The sequence below is a fragment of the Achromobacter sp. ACRQX genome, assembly GCF_022346505.1.
Taxonomy (GTDB): domain Bacteria; phylum Pseudomonadota; class Gammaproteobacteria; order Burkholderiales; family Burkholderiaceae_B; genus Achromobacter; species Achromobacter animicus.
In genome coordinates, this window is the sequence record NZ_JAKRML010000007.1 from 161117 (window position 1) to 179603 (window position 18487).

Annotated in this window: 18 protein-coding genes; 9 read left to right on the top strand and 9 right to left on the bottom strand. The window is 66.1% G+C overall.

The window, feature by feature from the left end; genetic code table 11:
- The first annotated feature begins 89 nt into the window (after positions 1 to 89).
- Genes MHZ91_RS09190 through MHZ91_RS09200 form a run of 3 tightly spaced genes read left to right on the top strand, consistent with a single transcriptional unit; the run spans position 90 to position 2829 of the window.
- A complete protein-coding gene (locus tag MHZ91_RS09190; RefSeq protein ID WP_239213404.1) occupies positions 90 to 1448 on the top strand; it encodes an acyclic terpene utilization AtuA family protein in 1359 nt (452 codons plus the stop codon).
- Positions 1445 to 1828, top strand: coding sequence for a hypothetical protein (locus MHZ91_RS09195; protein ID WP_175121652.1), 384 nt, complete (start codon positions 1445 to 1447; stop codon positions 1826 to 1828). The genes MHZ91_RS09190 and MHZ91_RS09195 overlap by 4 nt, the downstream gene beginning before the upstream one ends.
- Positions 1829 to 1866: 38 nt before the next feature.
- Positions 1867 to 2829, top strand: coding sequence for a tripartite tricarboxylate transporter substrate binding protein (locus MHZ91_RS09200; RefSeq protein ID WP_175136599.1), 963 nt, complete (start codon positions 1867 to 1869; stop codon positions 2827 to 2829).
- Between the two features lie 80 nt (positions 2830 to 2909).
- Here MHZ91_RS09200 and MHZ91_RS09205 read toward each other — a convergent pair whose 3' ends face one another.
- A complete protein-coding gene (locus MHZ91_RS09205; RefSeq protein WP_175121654.1) occupies positions 2910 to 3686 on the bottom strand; it encodes a ferredoxin--NADP reductase in 777 nt (258 codons plus the stop codon).
- A gap of 348 nt (positions 3687 to 4034) precedes the next feature.
- Between MHZ91_RS09205 and MHZ91_RS09210 the strand changes: the two genes are divergently transcribed.
- The 3 genes from MHZ91_RS09210 to MHZ91_RS09220 all read left to right on the top strand — a co-directional run bounded on the left by MHZ91_RS09210 (position 4035) and on the right by MHZ91_RS09220 (position 7677).
- Complete coding sequence (locus tag MHZ91_RS09210; RefSeq protein ID WP_105238804.1) at positions 4035 to 5078, top strand: Fe(3+) ABC transporter substrate-binding protein; 1044 nt, start codon at positions 4035 to 4037, stop codon at positions 5076 to 5078.
- A gap of 146 nt (positions 5079 to 5224) precedes the next feature.
- Complete coding sequence (locus tag MHZ91_RS09215; RefSeq protein WP_175121655.1) at positions 5225 to 6895, top strand: iron ABC transporter permease; 1671 nt, start codon at positions 5225 to 5227, stop codon at positions 6893 to 6895.
- Positions 6896 to 6900: 5 nt separating this feature from the next.
- A complete protein-coding gene (locus MHZ91_RS09220) occupies positions 6901 to 7677 on the top strand; it encodes an ABC transporter ATP-binding protein (protein ID WP_218343727.1) in 777 nt (258 codons plus the stop codon).
- Between the two features lie 63 nt (positions 7678 to 7740).
- On the opposite strand, the gene MHZ91_RS09225 is transcribed toward MHZ91_RS09220, so the two are convergent.
- Entirely contained in the window at positions 7741 to 8718 is a 978-nt protein-coding gene (locus MHZ91_RS09225) for a tripartite tricarboxylate transporter substrate binding protein (RefSeq protein ID WP_239213405.1), read from the bottom strand.
- A gap of 207 nt (positions 8719 to 8925) precedes the next feature.
- On the opposite strand from MHZ91_RS09225, the gene MHZ91_RS09230 reads away from it, so the two are divergent.
- The gene (locus tag MHZ91_RS09230; RefSeq protein ID WP_175121658.1) at positions 8926 to 9672 is read left to right on the top strand and encodes an SDR family NAD(P)-dependent oxidoreductase; all 747 of its coding nucleotides are present in this window, start codon (positions 8926 to 8928) and stop codon (positions 9670 to 9672) included.
- A gap of 54 nt (positions 9673 to 9726) precedes the next feature.
- Positions 9727 to 10191: a RidA family protein gene (locus tag MHZ91_RS09235; protein WP_239213407.1), complete on the top strand. Its 465-nt coding sequence runs from the start codon at positions 9727 to 9729 to the stop codon at positions 10189 to 10191.
- A gap of 6 nt (positions 10192 to 10197) precedes the next feature.
- Here the strand turns inward: MHZ91_RS09235 and MHZ91_RS09240 are convergent, their stop codons facing one another.
- The 5 genes from MHZ91_RS09240 to MHZ91_RS09260 all read right to left on the bottom strand — a co-directional run bounded on the left by MHZ91_RS09240 (position 10198) and on the right by MHZ91_RS09260 (position 14664).
- Complete coding sequence (locus MHZ91_RS09240; protein WP_239213409.1) at positions 10198 to 11103, bottom strand: LysR family transcriptional regulator; 906 nt, start codon at positions 11101 to 11103, stop codon at positions 10198 to 10200.
- A gap of 54 nt (positions 11104 to 11157) precedes the next feature.
- Positions 11158 to 12030 carry an alpha/beta fold hydrolase gene (locus MHZ91_RS09245; protein WP_239213410.1) on the bottom strand — a complete coding sequence of 291 codons (873 nt, stop codon included), beginning with the start codon at positions 12028 to 12030 and terminating at the stop codon, positions 11158 to 11160.
- A gap of 231 nt (positions 12031 to 12261) precedes the next feature.
- Complete coding sequence (locus tag MHZ91_RS09250) at positions 12262 to 12852, bottom strand: ABATE domain-containing protein (RefSeq protein WP_239213411.1); 591 nt, start codon at positions 12850 to 12852, stop codon at positions 12262 to 12264.
- A gap of 104 nt (positions 12853 to 12956) precedes the next feature.
- Positions 12957 to 13862: a pirin family protein gene (locus MHZ91_RS09255; RefSeq protein ID WP_175136602.1), complete on the bottom strand. Its 906-nt coding sequence runs from the start codon at positions 13860 to 13862 to the stop codon at positions 12957 to 12959.
- 103 nt (positions 13863 to 13965) lie between these two features.
- Positions 13966 to 14664: a pirin family protein gene (locus MHZ91_RS09260; RefSeq protein ID WP_239213412.1), complete on the bottom strand. Its 699-nt coding sequence runs from the start codon at positions 14662 to 14664 to the stop codon at positions 13966 to 13968.
- A 181-nt stretch (positions 14665 to 14845) separates the two neighbouring features.
- Here MHZ91_RS09260 and MHZ91_RS09265 point away from each other — a divergent pair, with 181 nt between their 5' ends.
- Positions 14846 to 15757, top strand: a complete 912-nt coding sequence (locus MHZ91_RS09265; RefSeq protein ID WP_175121665.1) for a LysR family transcriptional regulator — start codon at positions 14846 to 14848, stop codon at positions 15755 to 15757.
- A gap of 72 nt (positions 15758 to 15829) precedes the next feature.
- On the opposite strand, the gene ntrC is transcribed toward MHZ91_RS09265, so the two are convergent.
- Positions 15830 to 17335, bottom strand: coding sequence for a nitrogen regulation protein NR(I) (gene ntrC, locus MHZ91_RS09270; RefSeq protein ID WP_239213413.1), 1506 nt, complete (start codon positions 17333 to 17335; stop codon positions 15830 to 15832).
- Positions 17335 to 18399: a nitrogen regulation protein NR(II) gene (glnL, locus tag MHZ91_RS09275; RefSeq protein WP_056560977.1), complete on the bottom strand. Its 1065-nt coding sequence runs from the start codon at positions 18397 to 18399 to the stop codon at positions 17335 to 17337. Before glnL ends, ntrC begins: the two co-directional genes overlap by 1 nt.
- Between the last annotated feature and the right edge of the window lie 88 nt (positions 18400 to 18487).

Below are 18487 nucleotides of genomic sequence, written 5' to 3' on the forward strand. Positions count from 1 at the left end.
TTGTATTAATCAATCCGATTTTTCTATTTTACGGATGATCGTGCCTTGCCTATAGTCGTCCCAACCCCTTGAACGCGCCTGGACTGCTCATGCCTCAATCTCCCTTGCTTATCGGCTGCGCCTCCGGATTTTCCGGCGATCGCACCGATGGCGCCGCGGCCGTGGTCCGCACCTTGGCCGCCCAAGGCGGCGGCACGCTGATCTTCGAGACGCTGGCTGAGCGCACGCTGGCGCTGGCGCAGCTTGCGCGCAACGACGATCCGAACCGCGGCTATGAACCCCTGCTGGACGAACTGGTGGGTCCGGTCCTGGGCGACTGCCTGCGCCACGGCATCAACATCGTCAGCAATTTCGGCGCGGCCAATCCGCCCGCCGCCGCGCGCCGTATTGCCGAGCTGGCGCGTGAACAAGGCTTGCCGGTTCCGCGCATCGCTGTCGTGTATGGCGACGCGCTGAACGGCGCCGAGCATCGCGACCTGCTGGCGCATCGACTGGGCGCCGCACTGGACGGCCTGGACATCGTGAGCGCCACTGCCTATCTGGGCGCCACCGAAATCGCCGAGGCGCTGGCCGCCGGCGCGCAGATCGTCGTGGCCGGCCGCGTGGCCGACCCGTCGTTGACGCTGGGACCGGCAGTGGCGCACTTCGGCTGGGATCCCGCCGACTGGCCGCGTCTGGGACGTGCCACCATGGCCGGCCACATGCTCGAATGCGGGCTGCAGGTGACCGGCGGCTATTTCTGCGTGCCGGGGCTGAAGGAAGTGCCGGACGTCCATGCGGCCGGTTTCCCCATCGCCGAGATCCAGGCCGACGGCGAATTCGTGATCGGCAAGGCCGATGGCACCGGCGGCGCCGTAGACGCGCGCACCGTGAAAGAACAATTGCTGTACGAAGTCCACGATCCGGCTCGGTATCTGACCCCAGACGTGGTGGCGGACCTGAGCCAGGCGCGTGTCGTCGAACTGGGCGGCAACCGGGTTGCGGTCCATGGCATTACGGGTCACGCCCGGCCCGACGAACTGAAGGTGAACGTCTGCTATCGCGGCGGCTGGCTGGCTGAAGCGGAGATTTCATATGCGGGCGTGCAGGCCGAAGCCCGAGCACGGCTCGCGGCAGATATCGTCCAAAAGCGCCTGGGCGCCGACTACAAGCTGCGCGCGGACCTGATCGGCGCGATCAGCATCCTGGGCGACGACGCGGGCGAGATGCGCCGCGCGCTGCCCGACAGCCATGCCCGCGACGTGCGGCTGCGCCTGGCCACCGAAAACGCCGATCGCGCACAGGCTGAACGGGTATTGCGCGAAGTGACCGCGCTCTATACCTGCGGCCCGGCCGGCGGCGGCGGCGTGCGCACTGCGCTGCGCCCGCGCTTGAACATGATGTCCTGCACCATTCCCCGCGAAGCCGTAAAGAGCGGCTGGAACTTCCTGGAGGAGATCGCGCCATGAACCAGACTTTGCTCGCCGTGCCGCTGTACCGCCTGGCCCACAGCCGATCCGGGGACAAGGGAGATATCTCCAACTTGAGCCTCATCGCCTGGGATCCCGAATGCTATGACGTGCTGGCCGCGCAAGTGACCGAAGCGCGCGTCGCACAGTGGTTCGCGTACCGCCATCCGAAGCGTGTGACACGCTATGCGCTGCCGATGCTCAACGCAATGAATTTCGTGCTGGAGGGCGTGCTGGACGGCGGCGTCAATGACGCGCTGAACCTCGACACGCACGGCAAGAGCCTGTCTTTCAGATTGCTGGACATGACGGTGGAGGTCGGCGCAGCGCTGGCGAGCCGTCTGCCAGACATACCCGGCGACCGTCCCGCGGCCGCCTGATTTGCAGTTCCGATAAAAAAACACCACAGGAGACACACATGCGCATCGCTACCAAGGGCCGGCTGGCCCTGCTGTTGGCCGCCGCCCTGCCCCTTTCGGCCATGGCGCAATTCCCGACCAAGCCCATCACCTTCATCGTCCCGTTCGCTGCCGGCAGCGCCACCGATCAGATCGGCCGCGCCATCGGCCAGGGCGTCACCGAACAAACGGGCCAAGCCGTCGTCATCGAGAACAAGCCCGGCGCCAGCGCAATGATCGGCGCGGCAGCCGGCGCGCGCGCAACGCCCGACGGCTACACGGTCCTGATCACCACCAACACCACACATGCAGCCAACGAGCACCTGTACAAGTCGTTGACCTACGATCCCGTCAAGGATTTCGCGCCCCTCACGCTGCTGGGCAAGGGCGGACAGATCATGGTCGTCAATCCCAGTTCGCCCGCCAAGACGGTGGGCGACTTCCTGGCCCAGGCCAAGCAGTCGCCGGGCAAGCTGAGCTTTGGCAGCGGCAGCTCCAGCAGCCGCATCGCCGGTGAACTGCTGCAGCAGATGGCCGACGTGCAACTGCTGCACGTTCCCTACAAGAGCAATCCGCTCGCCGTCACCGACCTGCTGGGCGGCCAGATCGACATGATGATCACCGACACCGCCACGGGCTTGCCGCAGGTCAAGTCCGGCAAGCTGCGTGCGCTGGGCGTCACGGGCCAGGCACGCTCGCCGCTGGCGCCCGACGTGCCGACCATTTCGGAGGCCGGCGTGCCCGGCTACGAGATGGGCTACTGGTTTGCCGCCTATGCGCCGGCCGGCACACCGCCCGACGTGGTCAAGCGCCTGAACGAATTGCTGGTCAATGCCACCAAGGCCAAGCCCGCTCAGCAGTTCTACGCGCAGACCGGCACGGACGCGGCGTCGTCGACACCCGACGAGCTGGCAAAGTTCCAGCAAGCGGAATCGAAGAAGTGGGGCGACATCATCAAGAAGGCGGGCATTCAGCCGGAGTGATTCACACCAGGCGCACCAAAGCAAAAAACCCATCGCTTGCGATGGGTTTTTTTTGAACCAGAAAGCCGGAACCGCTTGGCTTATTTGTCCACGAAGGCGCGCTCGACGACGTAGTCGCCCGGCTGGCCCACGCCCGGCGACACCGCGAAGCCACGGCTATCGAGCATGGCGCTGATGTCAGCCAGCATGTGCGGGCTGCCGCAGATCATGGCGCGGTCGGTTTCGGGGTTGATTTGCGGAATGCCGATGTCGGCGCACAGCTTGCCGTTTTCGAGCAGTTCGGTGATGCGGCCTTGATTGCGGAAAGGTTCGCGCGTCACGGTGGGGTAGTAGACCAGCTTGTCGCGCACGATGTCGCCGAAGAATTCGTTGTTCGGCAGTTCGTTTTCGATGTAGTTGGCGTAAGCCAGTTCGCTGACCCAGCGCACGCCGTGCACCAGGATGACCTTGTCGAAGCGTTCGTAGACGTCCGGGTCCTTGATGATGCTCATGAAGGGCGCGAGGCCGGTGCCGGTGCCGAACAGAAACAGATGCTTGCCGGGCTTGAGGTCGTCGACGACGAGGGTGCCGACCGGCTTGCGGCTGACGAGGATGGTGTCGCCTTCTTTCAAGTGCTGCAGGCGCGACGTGAGCGGGCCGTTCTGCACCTTGATGCTGAGGAATTCGAGGTTTTCTTCGTAGTTGGCGCTGGCGATGCTGTAGGCCCGCAGCAGCGGCTTGCCTTCAACTTCGAGGCCGATCATCACGAAGTGGCCGTTGTGGAACCGCAAGGCCGAATCACGCGTCGTGGTGAAGGAAAACAGGGTGTCGTTCCAGTGGTGCACGCTAAGTACGCGCTCAGTGTTGAAAGCAGCCATGTCGTATTCAGTAAGGGCGGATCGTGGTCGGGCGAAGCCCGGCTGTGCCGCGAGGTCATTCCGAACCGCAAAAAAAAGGCCGCGGTCGGCATTAGGGTTGTCCCTATTCTACAGGGTCTTGATGATAACTGCTCTCATTATTCCGTAATACCCTTATTCCAGTTTGACGGGGATCAACGTCTTGAACCCAACACTTACTGCTAGTTGAACGGCGCAATGCTTCCTGTTATTGTCGCGTTCTCACTTGATAATCATTTTCGTTAGCAGACCGTTTTTCGCAATGGCGCGCCTCGAATTAAGGCGGAGCCGTGCGGCAACACTTGTTTCGGCCCTAGCTGGAGTTCCTTCATGATCAAGCGTCCCCAATTGAATTCCCTGCTGCGCGCGCTAGCGCTCGCCGGCGCCGCTGCCTTCACCGTGTCGGCCAACGCCGCCGAGGAAGTCAGCCTGTACACCACCCGGGAACCCAAGCTGATCCAGCCGCTGCTGGATGCTTTCACCAAGGAAAGCGGCATCAAGGTCAACACCGTCTTCGTCAAGGACGGTCTGCTGGAACGCGTCAAGGCCGAAGGCGCCAAGTCGCCCGCCGATGTGCTGATGACGGTGGATATCGGCAATCTGCTGGATCTGGTGGACGGCGGCGTGACGCAGTCGGTCAAGTCCGACACGCTGAATTCGGTCATTCCCGCCAACCTGCGCGGCGCCGATGGCAAATGGTACGCCCTGTCGCTGCGCGACCGCGTGCTGTATGTGGAAAAGGACCTGAAGCTGGAATCCTTCCGCTACGAAGATCTGGCCGATCCCAAGTGGAAGGGCAAGGTCTGCATCCGTTCCGGCCAGCACCCCTACAACACCGCGCTGGTCGCTTCCATGATCGCGCATGACGGCGCCGAGGCCACCGAAAAATGGCTGCGCGGCGTCAAGGCCAACCTGGCCCGCAAGGCCGCCGGCGGCGACCGCGACGTGGCGCGCGACATTCTGGGCGGCATCTGCGACATCGGCCTGGCCAACGCCTACTATGTCGGCCACATGAAGAACGCCGAGCCCGGCACCGACGCGCGCAAGTGGGGCGATGCCATCAAGGTCATCCGCCCGACCTTCGCCAATGCCAAGAGCGGCGGCACGCACGTGAACGTCAGCGGCGCGGCCGTCGCGGCGCACGCCCCCAACAAGGCCAACGCGGTCAAGCTGCTGGACTTCCTGGTGTCGGAACCGGCCCAAGCCCTGTACGCGCAGGCCAACTACGAATACCCCGTCCGCAAGGGCGTGAAGCTGGACCCGGTGATCGCAAGCTTCGGCGAACTGAAGGTCGATCCCCTGCCCTTGACCGAGATCGCCAAGCATCGCAAGCAAGCCAGCGAACTGGTCGACAAGGTCGGCTTCGACAACTGATAAGCTGCCGGACCGCCGTGCCTTCGGGCATGGCGTGACCTTGATGCAGTGACACGCGAGCGCCCGGCACCGGGCGCAACGCGTAGGGCCTGTTCCCGCTTTTCCGGGGGAACAGGCCTTGCCATTGATGCAACCGACTTTGAAGCATGCACACACAATCCTTGCCCACGCCGCTGCGGCTGCGCTGGTCTGAACGCGGAACCGGCTGGCTGGTTGGCGCGGCCCTGATCGCGCTGGCGGTGCTGGCGCCGGTACTGACGCTCGGCTGGTGGGCGATGGGCGGCAGCCTGGAACACTGGCAGCATCTGGCCAGCTATGTGCTGCCGCAGGCCTTCGCGAACACCGTCATGCTGCTGGCCGGAGTGGGCGTCGTCGTGACCTTGCTTGGCACCGGCGCGGCATGGCTGGTGACCGCGTACGAGTTTCCCACGCGCCGGGTCCTGACCTGGGCGCTCCTGCTGCCGCTGGCGGTGCCCACCTACATCATCGCGTTCGCCTACCTGGACCTGCTGCACCCCATCGGACCCATCCAGTCGGCGATCCGCGCCATGCTCGGCTTCGACAGCCCGCGCCAATTCCGCCTGCCCGATCTGCGCTCCATCTACGGCGCGATCTTCGTGCTGGGCTTCGTGCTGTACCCCTATGTCTACCTGAGCACCCGCGTCATGTTCATGACGCAGGCCGCCAGCCTGCTCGAAGCTGCCCGCACGTTGGGCGCGGGCCGCGTGGCGGTGTTCTGCCGCGTCGCCCTGCCCCTGGCCCGTCCCGCGATCGTGGTGGGCGTGAGCCTGGCGCTGCTGGAAACCCTGAACGACATCGGGGCCTCCGAATTTCTCGGCGTGCAAACGCTGACCGTCTCCGTCTACACCACCTGGGTCACCCGTTCAGACCTGGCTGGCGCCGCGCAGATTGCGCTGACCATGCTCGCGATCGTCATCGGGCTGATTCTGCTCGAACGCCACGGCCGCAAGCGGCAGCGCTACGCCAACACTCAGCGCATGCGCCCGATGCAGCCGCGTCGGCTGCGTGGCGCGGCGGCTGCCGTCGCGGCCGTGCTGGGCTGGATTCCCGTTCTGATCGGGTTTGTCGCGCCGGCGCTGTATCTGGTCGTTGAAACCTACAAGCGGCTTCACCTGGTGGGCGGCGTTTCGGACCAGTTGATCGGCGGCCTGAGCAACACCCTGATCGTCGCGTCCAGCGCCACGGTCGTCACCCTGCTCTGCGGGCTGATCGTTGCGTGGGCGGGCCGCACCCTGCGCGAAAGCGCCGGCTTCAATCCGGGCCGCGCCTGCGCGCGCATCGCCAGTCTGGGCTACGCGGTGCCTGGCACGGTGCTGGCCATCGGCCTGCTGACCCCCTTCGTGTGGATCGACACCGCGGTCGCACGGGTGTTCGGCGGCACGGGCCTGTTCCTGATGGGCTCGATGGGCGCATTGGTGTGCGCCTATGCGATCCGCTTCCTGGCGATTTCCACCGGGGCGCTGGAAGCCGGCCTGGCTCGCATCCCGCCGTCCTTGGAACAAGCGTCGCGCCTGCTTGGCGAAACCTCCGGCGGCACCTTGCGCCGCGTCCACCTGCCGTTGCTGCGGCCCGCGTTGGCCGCGAGCGCGCTGCTGGTGTTCGTGGACGCCATGAAGGAACTGCCCGCCACCCTGCTGCTGCGCCCCATGAATTTCGACACCCTGGCCACGTGGCTTTACGCGGAAGCCGCGCGCGGCACGTATGAAGAAGGCGCCGTGGCCGCGCTGGCCATCGTGCTGGCCGGCCTGCTGCCGGTCATTCTGCTGGCGCGCACCAATCTGAAAATGGGACATTGATCATCGTGCCCGATCTGCTAGAAATCGACCACATCTCCCTGGCCTACGACACACCCGCTGGCTTGAAACCCATCGTGCAGGACCTGTCGCTGGGCCTTCCCGCTGGCCACATCGGCTGCCTGCTGGGCGAGTCCGGCTGCGGCAAGACCACCGTGCTGCGCGCCATTGCCGGGTTCGAGCCGGTGCGCGCCGGCCGCATCCTGCTGGACGGCACGGTGATCTCGTCGCCCACCGAACAGGTCGCGCCCGAGCTGCGCCGCGTGGGCATGATGTTCCAGGACTACGCGCTGTTTCCGCACCTGACCGTGGCGCTGAATGTGGCGTTCGGATTGCGCAAGCTGCCGCGTCCGGACCGCGCCCGCCGCGTCGAAGAGATGTTGGAACTGGTCGGCCTGGCACACGCCGCCAACAGCTATCCGCATGAGATTTCCGGCGGCCAGCAGCAACGTGTGGCCCTGGCCCGCGCGCTTGCGCCCTCGCCCGACCTGTTGCTGCTGGACGAACCGTTCTCAAACCTGGATGTGGACACGCGCGAGCGGTTGGCCTTCGAGGTGCGCGAGATCCTGAAGACCACAGGCCACACCGCGATCCTGGTCACGCACAACCAGGCCGAAGCGTTCGCGATCGCCGACCGCATCGGGGTGATGGCCAAGGGCCGCATCGCGCAATGGGATACGCCCTACAACCTGCACCACAACCCGGCCGACACCTTCGTGCGCGACTTCATCCGCCGTGAAGCGCTTGAAGAACAGCGCGAACAGGCGCTGGCGCGCGGCCGGTAGCGGGACCTGCGAGGCCCGCGCGGACCTCGGCGCCCCCGCGTCCCGCATGCCCCGCACTGCAGATCAATCCGCCGACAGCTTCACCTTCTGCGACAAGGCCTTGAAGGCCTCGTGCTGGCTTTGGGTCAGCCGCTCGACTTCCTGCGGCGACGAGCCATAAGGCATGAAGCCGGCTTTCTCCAGCTTGTCCTTGACGTCCGGCATCGCAAGCGCCGCCTGGAAGGCGTCGCTCAGCACGCGCGTCACGTCGGGCGACATGCCCGCGGGCCCATAGACCGCGAACCACGGATCCACCACCGCGCCCGAATACCCCAGTTCGGCCAGCGTCGGCACGTCGGGCAACGCCGGCGCGCGCTTGCTGCCGGTGACCGCCAGCGCGCGGACCTTGCCCGCATTGATGTGCGGCAGCGACGCGGGCAGGTTGTCGAACATGACCGGCAAGTGTCCGCCCAGCAGATCGTTCAACGCCTGGGCGCTTCCCTTGTAGGGCACGTGCTGCATGCCGGCCCCGGTCGACTGGTCGAACATCACCCCCGCCAGGTGCATGGACGTGCCCGTGCCGGGCGTGCCGTACGACGTATTGGGATTCGCCTTGGCGTACGCGACCAGGTCCTTGACACTGTCCACCTTCACCGACGGGCCCACCTCCAGCACCACGGACGACGCCCCCAGCATGCTGATGCCCGTGAAATCCTTGGTCGGATCGAACGGCATTTTCGGGTACACGAACGGATTGAGCGCGTTCGTGGATATCGCGCCGAAGCCGATGACGTAGCCGTCCGGCGCGGCCTTGGCGACGGCGTCCATGCCGATGTTGCCGCCTGCGCCGGGACGGTTCTCGACGATGACCGGCTGCCCGAGCTTTTCGGCCACTTTCTGGCCCGCCGTGCGCGCGACCAGATCGGTCGTGCCGCCCGCGGTGTACGGCACGATGAAGGTGATGGGCTTGGCCGGATAGCCGGCGGCGTGCGCGGGCACGGCGCCCTGGATCAACGCCAGCGCGGCCAGGCCGCGCAGCGCATTGTGGGTGTAGCGATGCATGATGTCTCCCTCCCGTTTGTCGTTATGCACGGGTAGCGCATCTTATCGCCGGACAGCGGCGTCGCACAGCGCGATCCGCCTCGCTTATTCCGCCAGGTATCAATTCATGTTCCGCCGCGGGCGTTTATCGCCTGCGCGCCCGCTCCTATAGTTCGTCTCACTGTCTGAGCGCGCAGGCACCCTCAAATGCCAAACCGGAGTATTGAAATGTCGAACAAGACTGTAGTGATCACGGGCGCGTCCAGCGGAATCGGATTTGCCCTGGCGCAGGAATACCTGCGCCGCGGCGACAACGTGGTGGGCAACGCCCGCAGCCAGGAAGGCCTGAACGCCGCCGCCGAGCGCCTGGCTAAGGAAGGCCTGGGCTTGCCGGACCGCTTCCTGGCCGTGGCCGGCGACATCGCCCTGGCCAGCACTGCCCGCGATATCGTGCGCCAGGCCACCGAGCGGTTCGGACGCATCGACGTGCTGGTCAACAACGCGGGGATCTTCATTCCCAAGCCCCTGGGCGACTACACCGACGAAGACCTGGACCGCATCATCGATACGAACCTGAAGGGCTTCTTCCACATCACCCAGCAGGCCGCCGCGCACATGTCGGAATACCGCGACGGCCACATCGTCAACATCACGGCCAGCATCGCGATGCAGCCCAGCAGCCGCGTCCCGGCGCTGCTGCCCGTGCTGATCAAGGGCGGCCTGAATCACGCCACGCGGGCGTTGGCAATAGAACTGTCTGACCGGAACATCCGCGTCAACGCGGTGGCGCCCGGCATCATCGAGACGCCGATGCACGATCCGGCCACGTTCGGCTTTCTGAATTCGTTGCAGCCTGCCGGCCGCATGGGCAAGGTGGACGACATTGTCGGTGCGGTTACCTATCTGACCGATTCGGCATACACCACCGGCGCGATCCTTCCGGTCGATGGCGGCGCCGCTGCAGGTCATTGGTAGCATCACCACGACCGCCCGCCGTGCGGCGGGCGTCCTCACCTCGAGAGACCCACCATGTCCATTAAAGCCAGACTGGCCGAACTTGGCCTGATCCTTCCGCCCGCGCCCCAGCCGCTGGGCCAGTACACCGCCGTCAGCCAGGCGGGCGACCTGCTGTTCATCTCGGGCCAATTGCCGTTGCGCGACGGGCGCGTGGTGTGGCAGGGCCGCGTCGGCGCTGAGCTGACCGTTGACCAGGGCCGGCAGGCCGCGGAACTGGCCGCGCTGAACGTGCTGGCGCAGATCCGCCAGCACACCGGCAGCTTCGACCGGCTGGACCACCTTGTCCGCGTCGAGGGTTATGTCGCCAGCGCGCCGGGCTTTCTGGATCAGCCCGCCGTGCTGGATGGCGCGTCCGGCCTGTTTGCACGGGTGCTGGGCGAGAAAGCCGGCCACGCGCGCACCGCCAATTCGGTTGCGCAGCAGCCAGGCAACGCGGCAGTGATCCTGGTGGTGATTGCGCAGTTGAAAGGCGTCTGACTCCGCTCAGTCCGCCAGCTTGTCGACCAGGAAATCGACGAACGCCCGCACACGGCGCGATATGTGCCGGGCATGCGGGTACAACAACACGAACGGCCGGGTGCTGCCGCCATGTTGCTGCAGCACCTCGGTCAGCCTGCCCGCGCGCAGATCGTCTTCGACCACGAAGCGATACGTCTGGAACAGACCCGCACCCGCACGGGCCAGCGTCACGCCGCCCAGTACATCCTCGGCCGTGCCATAGGCGCCGTCGGTCACGATGTCGACCGCTTCGCCCTCCACCTGAAATGTCCACGGAATGCGCCGCCCGCTGCTGGGCCGGTCGAACTGGATGCATTCGTGCGCAGCCAGATCCTCCAGCGTTTGCGGCGTGCCGCGCCGGCGCAGGTAATCCGGCGCGCCGACCACCACCAGTTCCGCGTCCTCCAGCTTGCGCGCGATCAGCGCCGAGTCGTCGGGCGCGCGCCCGCGCACCGACAGGTCGTAACCGTCATCGGCGAAATCGACATTGCGGTTGCTGATGTGGACGTGCACGTCCACGTTGGGATACTTGTCGCGAAATGCGGGCAGCAGCGGCAGAACGCGGTAATGCGCATACGGCGTCGGCAGGCTGATGCGCAGCCGCCCCGCCGCGCCCTGCCCGCCCACCTGGCGTTCGGCGTCGACCAATTGCGCAATGGCGGGGCGCACCTGCTCGAAGTAGGCACGCCCTTCGTCGCTCAACCGGATATGCCGCGTGCTGCGCACGAACAGCCGAATGCCCAGCCGCGCCTCCAGCCGCGAGACGCTGCGGCTGACGGCTGCCGGCGTGACGCCCGCAGCATTGGCGGCGGCCGTGAAACTGCTGAGTTCCGCAGCCAGGCAGAACATCTCGATGCTGCCCAGCTGCATGTCGTCAAAGTGGCGCGTCATGCGGGCTCCTGCCGTGAAATCCGGCCGGGGCAACCATCAGGCCGCCCCCGCCGGTCAGCGCCCCAACACATCGATGATGCGCTGGGCGATGTAGTGGCCGTGAGTTTCCAGCGCGAAGTGGCCGGTGTCCAGCAGTTCAACCACGGCATCCGGGTTGTCGCGGCGATAGGCCTCGGCGCCCGGCGGAATGAAGAACGGATCGTTGCGGCCCCAGATCGCCAGCGTGGGCACCTGGGCCTGACGGAAGAACGCCTGGAACGCGGGGTATTGCGTCAGGTTGTTCGCATAGTCCAGGAACAGGTCGAGCTGAATGTCCTTGTTGCCCGGCCGTTCAAGCAGGGCCGCGTCCAGCGTATAGCCTTCGGGCGCGACGCTGTCCGGGTCGGCCACGCCGTGCACATACTGCCACTTGGTGCCTTCGAAGTTCAGGATGGCATCGTGAATGGTCTGGCGGTTTGCGGGCGACGGGTCGTTCCAATAGGCGCGGATGGGGGCCCACGCGTCGCCCAGGCCGTCGAGGTACGCGTTGCCGTTCTGCGAAACCAGACCGGTCACCCGCTCGGGGTGCGCCACCGCCAGCCGCAAGCCGGTCGGCGCGCCGTAGTCGAAGAAATACATCGCGTAGCGGGTCAGCCCCAGTTCGTCGACAAACGCTTCCAGCGACTTGGCCAGGTTGTCGAAGGTATAGCGGTAGCCGCGCTCGGCCGGAACCTCGGTAAAGCCGAATCCGGGCAGATCGGGCGCGATGACGCGAAAGTGTTGGGCAAGTTGCGGGATGACGTTGCGGAACTGATGCGAAGACGTGGGAAAGCCGTGCAGCAGCAAAAGCACGGGCGCCTGCGGGTCGCCGGCTTCGCGATAGAAGAAGCGCAGGCCGTCGGCTTGCGCATGGCGGTAATGGACGGTGTTGTCGGGCTGGGCGGTCATGAGGATCTCCGGTATTCGGGCAAGGAATGACGATGGGATTTCGAAGCTTCACGGCACAGTCTACGCATTTTACGTAACCTGTCAATAGGCTGTTTACAGGTTACTCAACATCGAATCGGCGTGTGATGCGGTGCTGGAATGTGGCGGTGCGGGCCGCCCGGCTCCCACATCAACCCGACGCCAACAATGAAAAAGCCCGGCATGAGCCGGGCTGAGAACCATCGATCGTTGTCATTTCGCCTTGGCACTGGCGTCGGCGGCCTCGCGCTGTCGGAACGCCGCCACCTTATGCCGGTTGCCGCACAGCGCCATGCTGCACCACCGCCGCTTGTGCGACCGTGTCCTGTCGTAGAACCACAGCGAGCACGCATCGCTTTCGCACTTGCGCACCAATCCAAAATCGCCATACGCGAGCAGGTCGGCCGCCGCCTCGGCCACCGGCAGCAACCACTGTGCTGCGGTTTGCGAGGGATAACGGCGCGACACCACCAGGCTGCCATCGTCTGCCGGCGCAAGCTCGAGGTGACTGCCCCCCGCCGCCAGGGCGCGATTCAACGCGGAAAGCGCCAAGGGCGCGTGCGCCTTGCGCTGGGCGACCAATTCCCGGACGGTTTCGCGCAGGCCGCGGGCGCTTTCCAGCAGACCGGCCGGCGCGGGGCCCTGCGCGGCGGCGAATCCCGCCAGCGCCAGCCAGCCCGCCACGTCCGCGTCCGATTGCCATCGGTCGACCGGGCCGGCGCTACTCTGCTCGACGGTGTTGATCAGATCCAGGGCGACGTGGTCGCCCAGTTGGCGGAATTCGGGTGCGTGGCTGGTGTTCATGATGATCTCCGGCGCCAGTGTAACCCTCAAAAATAAACAATAAAAGTTACACGATCATGAGGGGCATTACATCCCCCCCATCACGCATTGTCATCCCGCCCCGCTCAGGCGCGGGCTTCCGGCAGCGGGATGTACTCGGTCTCATCGCCCGGCACGATCTGATCGAACCGCGTGCGTTGCCAATCCTGCTTGGCCTGTTCGATGCGATCTTTGCTGCTGGACACGAAGTTCCACCACACGAAGCGCGGGCCATCGAGCGGCTCGCCGCCCAGCACCGCGAACCGCGCGGCCGTCCTGGCGCGGATCTGCACCGGCTTGCCCGGGGCGAACACGACCAGGCGCCCGCTTTCGTACGTCTGGCCGTCGATTTCGACCTCGCCCTGCGCCAGATAGGCGGCGCGCTCTTCGTGTTCGGCCGGCAGCACCGTGGTCGCGCCTGCCTGCAGTTGCAGGTCGCCATAGAACAGGGGCGACAGCGTTTTGACCGAGGAGGTCTTGCCGAACAGCGAACCGGCCACGACCTGGGCGCGCACGCCCTCGCCTTCGATCACCGGCTGCGCGTCCAGCCCGTAGTGCGTGAACCCAGGATCGGTCTCTTCGTGCGCCTTGGGCAGCCCGACCCAGATCTGCAGGCCACAGAGGCGCTGCGGCGCAAGCCGGCTTTCCGGCGAGGAACGTTCGGAATGGACGATGCCGCGACCGGCCGTCATCCAGTTCACTTCGCCCGGCAGAATGGTCTGCGTGTGACCCGCGCCGTCGCGGTGGACCATGGAACCTTCGTACAGGTACGTCACGGTGGACAGGCCGATGTGCGGATGGGGACGCACGTCGATGCCGGCGCCCACGTCGAAGTCCGCCGGTCCCATCTGGTCCAGGAAGACGAACGGACCGACGCTGCGGCGCTGCATGGAAGGAATGGCGCGGCGGACGGAAAACCCGCCCAAGTCGCTGGTGCGCGGCACCACAACGGTTTCGATCTGGCTTTCGCCGGCTTGGGACAGGGTCGACATGGTGCAATGCTCCGCAATGGGTAGGCCTGGGGCCATCTTAATGGCCTCGCGGCCGGTATTGTGTGAAACCGGGCGGATTCCAGGATCCGCCCGGCAGTTGGCGTCAGGCCAGGTCGAAGACCAGCACTTCGGCGTCCTTGCCGCCCGACACCTCGACGCTGGCCGCGTCGGTGATCGCCAGGGCGTCGCCGGCATTCAGCGCGGCGCCGTTGACCGTCACGCTGCCGCGGGCCACGTGGACCCAGGCGCGGCGGCCGGCAGCCAGCGGCAGCGAGGCCGACTCGTCGCCGTCGAACAGACCGGCGTACAGACGGGCGTCCTGATGGATCGTCATCGATCCGTCAGCGCCGTCGCCCGTCACCAGGGCTTGCAGACGGCCGCGCTTTTGCTCGTCGCTGAAGGCGCGCTCTTCGTATTCCGGCGCGATGCCGGTCACGTTCGGCTCGATCCAGATCTGCAGCATGTGCGTTTCGGCATCGGGACGGGGGTTGAACTCGGAGTGCATCACGCCGCGGCCGGCGCTCATGCGCTGGACGTTGCCCGGCTGGATTTCCGAGCCGCTGCCCATGCTGTCCTTGTGGGCGATGGCGCCGTCCAGCACGTAGGTGATGATCTCCATGTCCCGGTGGCCGTGCGTGCCGAAGCCGCGGCCGGCCGCAATGCGGTCGTCGTTGATGACACGCAGCGCGCCGAAGCCCATGTGAGCCGGGTCGTAGTAGTTGGCAAAGGAGAAGGTGTGGAACGAATCAAGCCATCCGTGGTTGGCATGACCCCGTTCTGCAGCGCGGCGAATCGTAAGCATCTTGAACTCCTGTTTCAATAATATGAATGATTAGGGGGTGCATCCTGGCTGGCTTTCTGCCTTGCCGTTTGTCTGCATCCCCGGCATGAGTGGTATTCTGCGCGCCTTGCCCCTCGGTTTTGGCGCTATATTTTGATGACTTCGTTCAAATTATTTGAATACCCGTTCTTCGCTCTCTGACATGCAGCCCATCACCCCGGAACTTCTTGTCCTTGTCGACGCGATCGCACGCCACGGCAGCTTTGCCAAGGCGGCGCGCGAACTGGGCAAGGTGCCCTCCGCCGTCACCTACTCCATCCGCAAGCTCGAAGACGGCTTGGACGTGCTGCTGTTCGACCGCTCGGGGCACCGCGCGCTGCTGACCCCGGCGGGCGAAGCGCTGCTCAAGGATGGGCGGCATCTGCTGCAGTCGCTGGACGAGCTGGCCAGCCGGGTCAAGCGCATTGCCACGGGATGGGAAGTGCAACTGCGCATCGCCGTCAGTGCCGTGATTCCGTGGCGGCCCATCTACGACCTGATCGACGAATTCCATGCGGTGGGCAGCGCCACGACGCTGCGCTTTTCCACCGAGGTGCTGAGCGGCAACTGGGACGCCCTGACGTCGGGCCGCGCCGACCTGGTGATCGGCGCGGGCGCGGCGGGCGAACCCACGGGCCCGTATCGTTCACAAGCGATCGGCGTGATGCAGTTCGGATTCTGCGTGGCGGCGAATCACCCGCTGGCCTCATTGCCGCAGCCGCTCAGCCGCGCGGACATCACGCGTTACTGCGCCGTGGTGATTGCCGATACCTCGCGCAACCTGCCCGTGCAGTCGCGCGGCATCCTGTCGGAGCAGCCGACGCTGGTGATGCCGTCGATGCAGGCCAAGATCGACGCGCAGGTGCGCGGCCTGGGCTGCGGCTATCTGCCGCTGACGCTGGCCGCGCCTTACCTTGCGCAAGGGTTGCTGGTGGTGTGCGAAACGGATGAAGGCATGTCCCTGACGGAACACGTGGCGTACGCGTGGCGGGCGGAGCCGCCCGGCGAGGCCATGAAGTGGTGGCTGCAGAAACTGAAGTCGCCGCGCCTGTGCGAAAGCCTGCTCGGCTTGTAGGCCGGCCCGAGCCCACATGCGCTCGGGTCCAGCGTCCGGAACCGGCCCACTGCCGGGCCGGCGCCGGATCGGTTACTCGTCTTCGATACCCAGCTCGCGCAGCTTGCGCGTGATGGTGTTGCGGCCGATCCCCAGGCGCGAGGCGGCTTCCACGCGACGACCCCGACTGGCATCCAGCGCGCTTTGCAGCAGGATCTTTTCGAACTGGCGCGTCAGTGTCGCCATGACTGCGGGTTCGCCGCGCTCCAGCCGGTACTGCGCATCGCGCAGCAGCGAATCCTGCCAATTGCGCGGCGCGCCGTCCTCAGCCGGTTCCGCAGCGTAGGCGCCCGACTGCACCACCGTACCCACGCCAGCCGTCGGCGTTGCGGGCCGCATGGGTGCGGACCCGGGCTGCGGCTGATGTTCCATGGCCCGGATTTCAGGCGGCAGGTCGATACGATCCACTGTCTGGCCCGGCGCCATCACCGTCAGCCAGTGGCAGAAGTTTTCCAGCTGGCGCACGTTGCCCGGGAAGTCGAACTTGGTCAGCACGGCCAGCGCCTCGGGCGTCAGCCGCTTGACGGGCACGCCCAGCGTGCGCGCACTGGCGGTCAGGAAGTGCTGAGCCAGCGCGGGAATATCCTCAACCCGCTCGCGCAGCGGCGGCAGCCGCAGGCGGATCACGTTCAGGCGGTGAAACAGGTCTTCGCGGAAGAGGCCCTGCTCGACCCGCTGCTCCAGCGGCTGGTGCGTGGCGGCCACAATGCGCACGTCCACGCGCACGGGCTGCGCGCCGCCGACGCGGTAAAAGCTGCCCTCGGCCAGCACGCGTAGCAGTCGCGTCTGCAACTCGATCGGCATGTCGCCGATTTCGTCCAGGAACAACGTGCCGCCGTGCGCCTCTTCGAAGCGTCCGCGGCGCAGATTGTTGGCGCCGGTAAACGCGCCGCGCTCGTGGCCGAACAGTTCGGCCTCCAGCAGGTCACGCGGGATGGCCGCGGCGTTCAGCGCCACGAACGGGCCGCTGGCGCGCACGCCGTGGCCGTGCAGCGCGCGGGCCACCAGTTCCTTGCCCGTGCCGGATTCGCCGGTGATCAGGACGGTGACCTTGGACTGCGCCAGCCGGCCGATCGCGCGAAAGACTTCCTGCATGGCGGTGGACGACGATTGCGTCATCATCCAGCGCTCGTTGTTCTGCGCCGCTTCGCCCTGCCCGTCCGGGCTTTCGGGTTGCGCCGATTCCTGCATGGCGCGCTGGATCAGCGCGACGGCCTCGTTCACGTCGAACGGCTTGGCCAGGTAATCGAACGCGCCGCCCTGGAAGGCGGAAACGGTGCTGTCCAGATCCGCAAACGCGGTCATCACGATGACCGGCAGACCGGGATGCCGCTCTTTCAGCTGGCGCAACAGCTCGAGGCCGTTGCCGCCGGGCATGCGGATATCCGACACCAGCGCCACGGGCGTTTCACGCGAAAGCGCCTCGAGCACGTCGGCCGATTGGGAAAAACTGCGGGTGGTGACGCCAGCGCGGGCCAGGGCCTTTTCGAGGACCCAGCGGATGGCCTGGTCGTCGTCGACGATCCATACGGGTTTCATCAGTTTGCGGGCTCCATCGGGAGGACCAGGCGAAACTCGGTGCGCCCCGGTCGGGATTCAAATTCGATGATGCCGCCGTGCTGTTGCACGAAGTCCTGCGCCAGGCTCAAGCCCAGGCCGGTACCGCCAGCCCTGGCCGTGACCAGCGGGTGGAAGATGCGGTCACGGATGTGGTCCGGCACGCCCGGACCGTTGTCGATGATGGACAGCACGAGCGCCAGGCGGTGCTGCCGGTGCGCCAGCATGACCTGCCGCGCTACGCGGGTGCGCAGCGTCACCACGCCGGGTTCGGTCTGCGGGCCTTGCGGACGCGCCACCAGTTCCTGCGCGGCGTTGCGCGCCACGTTGAGCACGGCCTGCATCAGGCGGGCGGCGTCGCCCTTCAGGTCCGGCACCGAGGCGTCGTAGTCGCGCTGGATCGTGACGTCGTTGCGGAACTCGGCCTGGATCAGCGCGCAGACGCGCTCACAGATTTCATGGATGTTCACCGGCCGCGCATTGAGCGGCACACGTTGCGGGCCGCTCAGGCGGTCCACCAGCGCCTGCAGGCGGTCGGCTTCGGAGATGATGACCTGGGTGTATTCGGCCAGGGCTGCGCTGGGCAGCTCGGCTTCCAGCAACTGCGCGGCGCCGCGCAGCCCGCCCAGGGGATTCTTGACTTCATGCGCCAGGTTGCGCAGCAGTTCGCGGTGGGCTTCGATCTCGTCCACCAGCCGGTGGTTGCGGTCGGCCAGCACGCGCTGCTCGATTTCGCGGGTTTCGATCAGCACCGGCCAACGCTGGCCGGTCAGTCCCACGGTGGTCACGGCGACTTCCACGGATTCGGCGGCGCGGCGCAACGAGGCCAGTTGCCTCACGTCGGCGTACCTGCCGCCCGCGGCGCGGTCGATGGATGACTGGATATTCTCGGGATTGTCGAACAGGGTGGCGGCGGAATGCCCGCCCAGTTGCTTGCGCGAGCGGCCGAACAGGTCCTCGGCGGCGGCGTTGGCGTATTCGATGTGGCCGCGCTCGTTGACCAGGAAGACTGACGTGGCTAGCAGATCGAGAGCTTCAACATTCATTTTCAACGTACCCGAATGGACAGGGGAAAGCGGAACGCGTCCGCGACGGGCGCGCCAACCCGGCGCCCTGCCCGCCGGCGCGGGGCCG